Below are 7,127 nucleotides of genomic sequence, written 5' to 3' on the forward strand. Positions count from 1 at the left end.
ATTTGTAAATCCATATTGTACAAGATGCATATTATATGTATAAAAACCATTTACATGATTATTTAACACTAACTATAATTTGACAAATTTAACATAAACATATTAAAATGTATACAATTAATTATTTTGGGGAGGATAATAAAAATGATTAGAATTGCTATATGTGAAGACGATCAAATGGATTTAAATATAATTAATGATATGACCATTGATTTATTAGATGATTTAAGCATTGATTATGAAATTAAAACTTTTAATAATGCTAGTAGTTTTCTTAATGAACGGCTTAGTTTTGATTTACTGTTTTTAGATATAGAAATGGAACCAATTAATGGTATTAATCTTGCAAAAAGAATTAGAACTTATGATCAAGATATCAAAATAGTATTTGTATCTAACTCTACTGAATACTTACAAATTGGCTATAAGGTAAAAGCTGAACGATATTTATTAAAGCCTTTGAATAAAGATGAATTCAACTATGAAATATCAACTGTATTAAAAGAAAAAATTATCGATAATAAATATATAATAGATAAACAGATTGGATCATTTAAACTATATTTAAATGAAATTATTTATATTGAATTTAGCGGTCGAAAAACAATTGTTCATAAAACTGACGGTGATAAAATATATACAAATATAACTATCAATAAATGGCTAGAATATTTAAAATCATATAATTTTTCTCAAAGTCATAAGGCTTTTATCATTAATTTAAGATACGTAAAAAAATTAGAAAAGAACTTAGTTATTATTGATGAAAATACGCAAATTACTCTTACTCGTAAGTTTAAAACAACATTTGAAAATGATTATTATTCATTTATAGGAGCATTATTATAAGATGTTTGCAATTTATTTATTTAATAACCTAATTCTACTATCTCTATATTTTTGGTATAATCGTCAATTATTTGATATCAAATACACTAAAAAAATAAATATTTTGATTATAATCATTTTCAGTATTATCAAAACCAGTTTAAATTTACCCTATATTTTTGAGCTAAATTTGATAATGACAATTATTTTCTATTTTACATTAAGCTATTTTTGTTTTTTAGGTTCAAATATTAAAAAAATACTATTTTGTGGCTTATTTATTTTTCTTTCTTTCTTTTCAGAATTATATTCATATATCTTTTTAAATTCATTTTCATTTTTTAACTCAGCAAATAATTTTGGATATTATATATTTACCGGAAATATTTCAAGTTTAACTGCAAGATTTACAGTTATTTTTATCATTACAAAATTTTATAAATTAAAAAACTTAGTTGATTATAAGGATGTATGGTATTTAAGTGTTTTCCCTATCTTTTCAATGATTATTGTATATTTAATGATTAATTTTAATCTAATAAATAATGAACCTATCTTTTGTGGTATTATAACTGCTTTTATTCTTATCTTTAATATTATTATCTGTATTGGCTTTACTGATATCATTAAATCAAAGAAAGTATTATTAGAAAATGAACAACTAAAAAATCAAAAACTAAATTATCAATTAATGGAAGAGAAATTTGAAAATTCCAAACGTTTTGTACATAGTTTCAAAAAACATATTAATATTCTTCATAACTATATTTCTAATCATAACTATAATGAAGCTAATCAATATATTAATGATCTAAAATTAGAAATATCAAATAATGATAACATGATCATTACTAATAATCCATTAATTGATATCGAAATATATTCTAGATTAGATTTGATCAACTATAATCATATTAATCTTCGTTATGATATCAAAATCAAAGAATTATTTTTTGTATCACCATTAGATTTTAATACTGTTTTTTCAATTATTCTTGAAAATGCTATTGAAAACTGTAAAGAATCAACTGGTTCATTGATAAAAATTAAATTAGATAAAAAAGATGATTATATTATTTTAAAAATCATTAATTCATCTAATGAAATTAATAAGTTAAAGGCTCATGATCTAAAAACAGTTAAAAAAATTGTAGCTAAATATGATGGCTATTATCGCTTTAATTATGACAATCATTTATTTATTAGAACAATAATCTTTAAAAATAGTCAAAAATGATGTTTTTTATACAAATTTTATGCATCTTGTACATTTTATATTTCATATATTTAATTAATATGATAATCTAGTTTTGTGATGGGAGGGAAGTAAATGTTTAAAATCATTCAAAACAGTAAACTTATATTATTTAAATTAATTGCATTTATTTCTTTAATTGCGGGAATTATGATGGTAAATTCATGTTGTGACATACTTTTTTATCAGCCAAAAGAACCAGAAAGTTTAAAGAGATATTTAAGAAAATGAGATTTGTTAGTAAATTAATAGATTTAAAAATTATTGATAAAGAAAATAAAGATATATATGAATATGGTTTTAATAGCCTAATTCATTATATCTTTTTTGCGTTTTTGTTGATATTAAGTAATCTTCTAGTCACCCATGAATTAATAAACACGATAATTTTTCTACTATTATTTTTTAATATTCGAAGATATTGTGGTGGTATCCACTTTAATAATCAATATGTTTGTTTTATCGGATCATTATTATTTTCATTAGTTATTCCTTATTTTTGTAGTCATTTTAAATTTTATAATGACTATATATTGATAATTGAAATATGTTTTTCGATTATGTTATGTTTTTTACCTATAGTTGATCATCCCAATAAACCGGTTGATGATAGACTTAAAAGAATTTATCATAGATACATAATCGTTTTCTTGGTTATTTATATGATGTTTTCAGTTTTATCATTATATTTTAAAAACATCGTTCTTTTTTATCTAATTTTAACAGCTATTTTGTCTAATGTTGTATTTGTTTTGCTTGGATATTTAAAATATAAAATAATTTATCGGATATAATGCGTAAACTATCAACAAGAAATATTAAGCTTCTACTCTTTACTATAGATATATTTTGATTTAGAACCATCAGTTATTTCAATCAATTTAATATTATCAAGCTTTTCATCAATTATTATTGTTTTAGGCCAATCACTGCCAAAAAATGGAGCTGTTTTGATTTTAACTGAATAAACCCCTGACTTGTTTGATATCGAATACGAGTAACATTTATTTAGACTTTTTGAATAATCAACAATTATCATTGTATTATCACTATTTTCTTTAACTTGTGCTTCAATCGGATCTACTTCATAACGAACTAAAAAAGTAAAAAAGACTATAACAAATACAACTGCTAATGCTATAAAAGCAAGACTAACTTTTATTATTTTTTTCATCTTATTTATACTACTCCTTTCTTGTTTACCTTAATTATTATCATCTATATAGTCATTTTCTAATCTATAAATATTATACCATACTTGTATTTTAGATTATTATTTTTCATTTATATTTAAGAAAAATTCAATACCTTTAAAGCAATGATAATCCATGTTATAATTTGATTAGTGCAGGTGATAAAAATGATTATGGTAAAAGATAAAAAGAAAAAACTTGATAAAACTGATCAAGCTTATCATAAACGATCAAAGTTTAAACAGATTTGTTATCAAAAATTACTTCCATCAAAAGAAACTAAAAGCTATGATAAAAAAGCTAAACAAATCAGTAAAAACGATGCTTTGTTAATGCTAGAAATGGATATTGATTATGATGCAGATAAGAATCGATTTTTTAAAGATGACCAGCAAATCAGTTTAGAATCTATCAAAAAATGTGCTCGTTCATCACAGTTTTTTGATGATATCAGTGCTAATGATATGGCGGATTTTTTTATCTTTTGCACCCAAACCCCTACTCATGCTTTAGATCATCCAGTTGGTAAAAAGATTTTTGAAAACTGTAAGCAGCTTAAACACGAATATCTTGTTAAAATTGAACCAATGTTATTTTATCGTGCTAGAATCCTTGATGAAGATGAATTGCCTTATGTTGAAGATGAAATGCGAAAAGCTCCTTTTGGTATTTCCCCACAAGGACGATTTAATAATACAGGACGAGGTGTATTTTATCTAACTGATTCTTCAAAAGCCGCTAAATTAGAAGTATTAAAACATTCCAGTAATTTAGATAAAATACAAATAGCTCAATTTAAAAATAAAGAAACTTTATTTATGATTGATATTAGAGATTGGAATAATGATTTTGCGAAATATTGCTTATCACCAATAAAGCAACAAAAAACAATTAACAAACCATATATAATTCCTAATTTTTTCTCTGATTGTTTAAAAAGATGTAATATTGATGGCATTATTTATACAAACAAAGAAAAGCAAAATTTATATGCTTTTTTTGATGATCATCATTTTATCTGTGTAAAACCAGCTTATCAAATTATTTAAAGATTAAGTTCATTCTTAATCTTTTATTTATTACTTTTAAAAATAAATAATACTATCATTTACTGCTTGTAATTAAATTTAACCTTTATTCTTCCCTTGTATAGATTCAAAAATTTGAATTAATTCTTCCGGTGTTTCCTTCATTCCACGTAAATACCATTCATTAGCCCATCCAAGCATAAAATATGCCCAAGCCGATTTGGTATAAGCAATGATATTTTCATCTTCTTTACTATAATTCCAATTAGATAATATATGTTCGACAAGTAAATATTGACATTTTGATTTATACAAAAGATTAATGATTCTTTTATTATCACTAAAATACCTTAACATTTGATAAAGGGCATTGTCATTATCCTTTATTTTTTCGTTAAACTGTTGATCACATTTTTTTAAATGCTCATTAATAATTTCATCTTTATCATTGAAATTACGGTAAAAACTAACTCTATTTACTCCCGCCCGTTTAGTTATATCTGTAATAGTAATATCATTATAATTTTTTCTATCCATTAACTGAAGCAAAGCTTCCATTATATAATCTTTTACCATTTTGCCGTTTTTATCATTCATGCTACAAATTGCCTCCTTTTGTTGCATTTGGCTTATTTATTAACTATGAGTATTGTCAAAAGCAATTCACCATGCTACACTTGTTGCATGTTTTAATGTTATTATAAATGATTTTTATTGTCAAGAAGGAGTGAATTTAATTGTTTACTAAAAAACGAATTATTGCATTATGCACAATTGCATTATTAGGATTTTATTTAGGAGCATTAGTTACTAGAGCTGTAATTAATCTAATGCTTGGTGGTACTTTATTTGGTGGTAATTTGCTATGAAAAACAAAGTGAAAGGAAATAAAAAAGGAATGTTTATCGTTTTATGTATAGTAGTGTTTATATTTTCATTTGTTGGTGGAATAGTTTTTAAATTAACCTATGATCCAACCCATGGCAAATACAAAGCCCATTGGGACGATGAAACTGGTAAGATATATAAAGATATCGCTTATGGCGAATTAGAAGCTAATAAATTTGATTTATATGTTCCAATTGATAATTCAAAAGAAAGTTATGGACTCATTGTATATTTACATGCTGGTGGTTTTAAAACCGGAGATAAAAAAGATGACGCTGAGATTTTAAAATATTATGCTTCAAAAGGATATGTCACAGCCGGGATAAATTATTCTTTAAATACCGATGATCACCCTGAATACAATATTAAAACAATGTCCATGGAAATAAAATCAGCTATGCCTGCAGTTGTCAATGAAGCAAAGAAATTAGGCTATAATATTGACGGAATTGCAATGGGTGGTGGCTCAGCTGGAGGCTGTTTAGCACTACTATACGCATATCGTGATGCTAACGATGCTCCGGTGCCCGTGAAAATGGTTTTTGAAGCAGTTGGTCCATCAAGTTTCTATCCAGAGGATTGGAAAAGTTATGGTTTAGATAAAGATAGCAAAGCAGCTGCAGATCTGTTTTCTTATATGACAGGTATTAAAATAACTGAAAATATGTTTAATACAAAGGAATATGATGCATTGATGAAGGATGTTTCACCACTATTATGGATCAATGAAAATACTGTACCAACAGTTATAGCTTATGGCAAACATGACAAATTCCAACCATACGAAGGCTCTTTAAGATTAGATGAAGCCCTTACTAAAAACAATGTTGATCATCAATATTTTGTCTTAGAACATTCCGGTCATGGTCTCCAAAATGATACCAAAGTTTACATGGAATATATGGATGCAATTGAAGAATATTTAAATAAATATATGCCCATAAAACAATAATTTATATTTTAAAATTAGTAAATTAAAACTTTAGATTTATTTAGTCAAAATCTAAAGTTTTTTTGATATCTATTTAAAGTTTAAATCAAGTATTTAATTACCCATTAATTTACTTTCGATTTTTTATATCTTTAATGTCCAGTTTACTATTAATATTTATTGTTTCTAGCATTATATCTTTTTAATCATGTTAGTAAATATAATTATATTTTAATAAATCAAAATATTAGTTTACTTTCTAATTTTTATCATAACTCTTATTTTTTATTTACAAGTAATTTTGTATAAAAATAAAAACCTTCTTTTATCAATGATAAAAGAAGGAAAGACAATTTTTTAATCAATATGATTTGCAACTTCAAATGCATCCCAAATACCATACATGATATTGGCAACATTTTTAGCATCGCCTAAAACATAAATTTCGGGAATTTCAAACTGTAATTCTTGATATAATCTGTTTTCTTCTTGATAACCCACAGCCAAAACAACACTATCTGTTTGAATGCTTTGACCATTGCTTAATGTTAATGTGTTCCCTTTAAATTCACGAGCTTGAACGTTAGTCATAACATCTATATGATTGAAAGGAATTAATTTTTCTAGCATGTCACTATTTGCATGACATAGTGGACCGTTTATAGCCAAAAGTTTATCTAATGCTTCAACAATGGTAACTTTTTTACCATTTTGTGAAAGATATAAAGCAGTTTCGCAGCCAACTAGTCCCCCACCAATAACAGTGATATGTTCACCTAAATCATGTTCTTCTGCTAATACTTGTTCAGCCGTAAATGTTTTATCCAATTGGCCTAAATTGAAAACTTTTGGGACTGAACCAGTGGCAATGATGATCGCATCATAGTTTTCATTAAGAACCATATCTTTAGTAACTGTTGTTTCATAATGGATTTCAACATTCTGTTTTTCTAAAATATGTTGATACCATTTTGCTAGAGCAATATCATCTTCTTTAAAATCCG

10 protein-coding genes are annotated in these 7,127 nt (G+C 25.0%); 7 read left to right on the plus strand and 3 right to left on the minus strand.

Going from position 1 to position 7,127, the window contains the following annotated elements:
• Positions 1-144: 144 nt before the first annotated feature.
• The 4 genes from J7M77_RS01570 (at position 145) to J7M77_RS16820 (ending at position 2,877) form a co-directional block, all read left to right on the plus strand.
• Positions 145-849 (plus strand): LytTR family DNA-binding domain-containing protein, encoded by a 705-nt coding sequence (locus J7M77_RS01570; protein ID WP_296875310.1) that lies wholly within the window; start codon positions 145-147, stop codon positions 847-849.
• Positions 850-1,348: 499 nt separating this feature from the next.
• A complete protein-coding gene (locus J7M77_RS01575) occupies positions 1,349-2,065 on the plus strand; it encodes a GHKL domain-containing protein (RefSeq protein WP_296875312.1) in 717 nt (238 codons plus the stop codon).
• Positions 2,066-2,158: 93 nt separating this feature from the next.
• Complete coding sequence (locus tag J7M77_RS01580) at positions 2,159-2,314, plus strand: cyclic lactone autoinducer peptide (protein WP_296875314.1); 156 nt, start codon at positions 2,159-2,161, stop codon at positions 2,312-2,314.
• The gene (locus J7M77_RS16820; protein WP_367236642.1) at positions 2,311-2,877 is read left to right on the plus strand and encodes an accessory gene regulator B family protein; all 567 of its coding nucleotides are present in this window, start codon (positions 2,311-2,313) and stop codon (positions 2,875-2,877) included. Before J7M77_RS01580 ends, J7M77_RS16820 begins: the two co-directional genes overlap by 4 nt.
• 32 nt (positions 2,878-2,909) lie before the next feature.
• Here the strand turns inward: J7M77_RS16820 and J7M77_RS01585 are convergent, their stop codons facing one another.
• Positions 2,910-3,257 carry a hypothetical protein gene (locus J7M77_RS01585; RefSeq protein ID WP_296875316.1) on the minus strand — a complete coding sequence of 116 codons (348 nt, stop codon included), beginning with the start codon at positions 3,255-3,257 and terminating at the stop codon, positions 2,910-2,912.
• 186 nt (positions 3,258-3,443) lie between these two features.
• Between J7M77_RS01585 and J7M77_RS01590 the strand changes: the two genes are divergently transcribed.
• Complete coding sequence (locus J7M77_RS01590) at positions 3,444-4,325, plus strand: RES family NAD+ phosphorylase (protein WP_296875318.1); 882 nt, start codon at positions 3,444-3,446, stop codon at positions 4,323-4,325.
• A gap of 78 nt (positions 4,326-4,403) precedes the next feature.
• Here the strand turns inward: J7M77_RS01590 and J7M77_RS01595 are convergent, their stop codons facing one another.
• Positions 4,404-4,901, minus strand: coding sequence for a TetR/AcrR family transcriptional regulator (locus J7M77_RS01595; RefSeq protein ID WP_296875320.1), 498 nt, complete (start codon positions 4,899-4,901; stop codon positions 4,404-4,406).
• Positions 4,902-5,041: 140 nt separating this feature from the next.
• Between J7M77_RS01595 and J7M77_RS01600 the strand changes: the two genes are divergently transcribed.
• Positions 5,042-5,173, plus strand: coding sequence for a hypothetical protein (locus J7M77_RS01600; protein WP_296875322.1), 132 nt, complete (start codon positions 5,042-5,044; stop codon positions 5,171-5,173).
• Complete coding sequence (locus J7M77_RS01605; RefSeq protein ID WP_296875324.1) at positions 5,170-6,144, plus strand: alpha/beta hydrolase; 975 nt, start codon at positions 5,170-5,172, stop codon at positions 6,142-6,144. The genes J7M77_RS01600 and J7M77_RS01605 overlap by 4 nt, the downstream gene beginning before the upstream one ends.
• 336 nt (positions 6,145-6,480) lie before the next feature.
• Here the strand turns inward: J7M77_RS01605 and J7M77_RS01610 are convergent.
• Positions 6,481-7,127: NAD(P)/FAD-dependent oxidoreductase (locus tag J7M77_RS01610; RefSeq protein ID WP_296875326.1), on the minus strand; the 647-nt coding region annotated here is incomplete at its 5' end.

It is taken from the genome of Thomasclavelia sp. (assembly GCF_017889095.1).
Classification (GTDB): domain Bacteria; phylum Bacillota_I; class Bacilli_A; order Erysipelotrichales; family Coprobacillaceae; genus Thomasclavelia.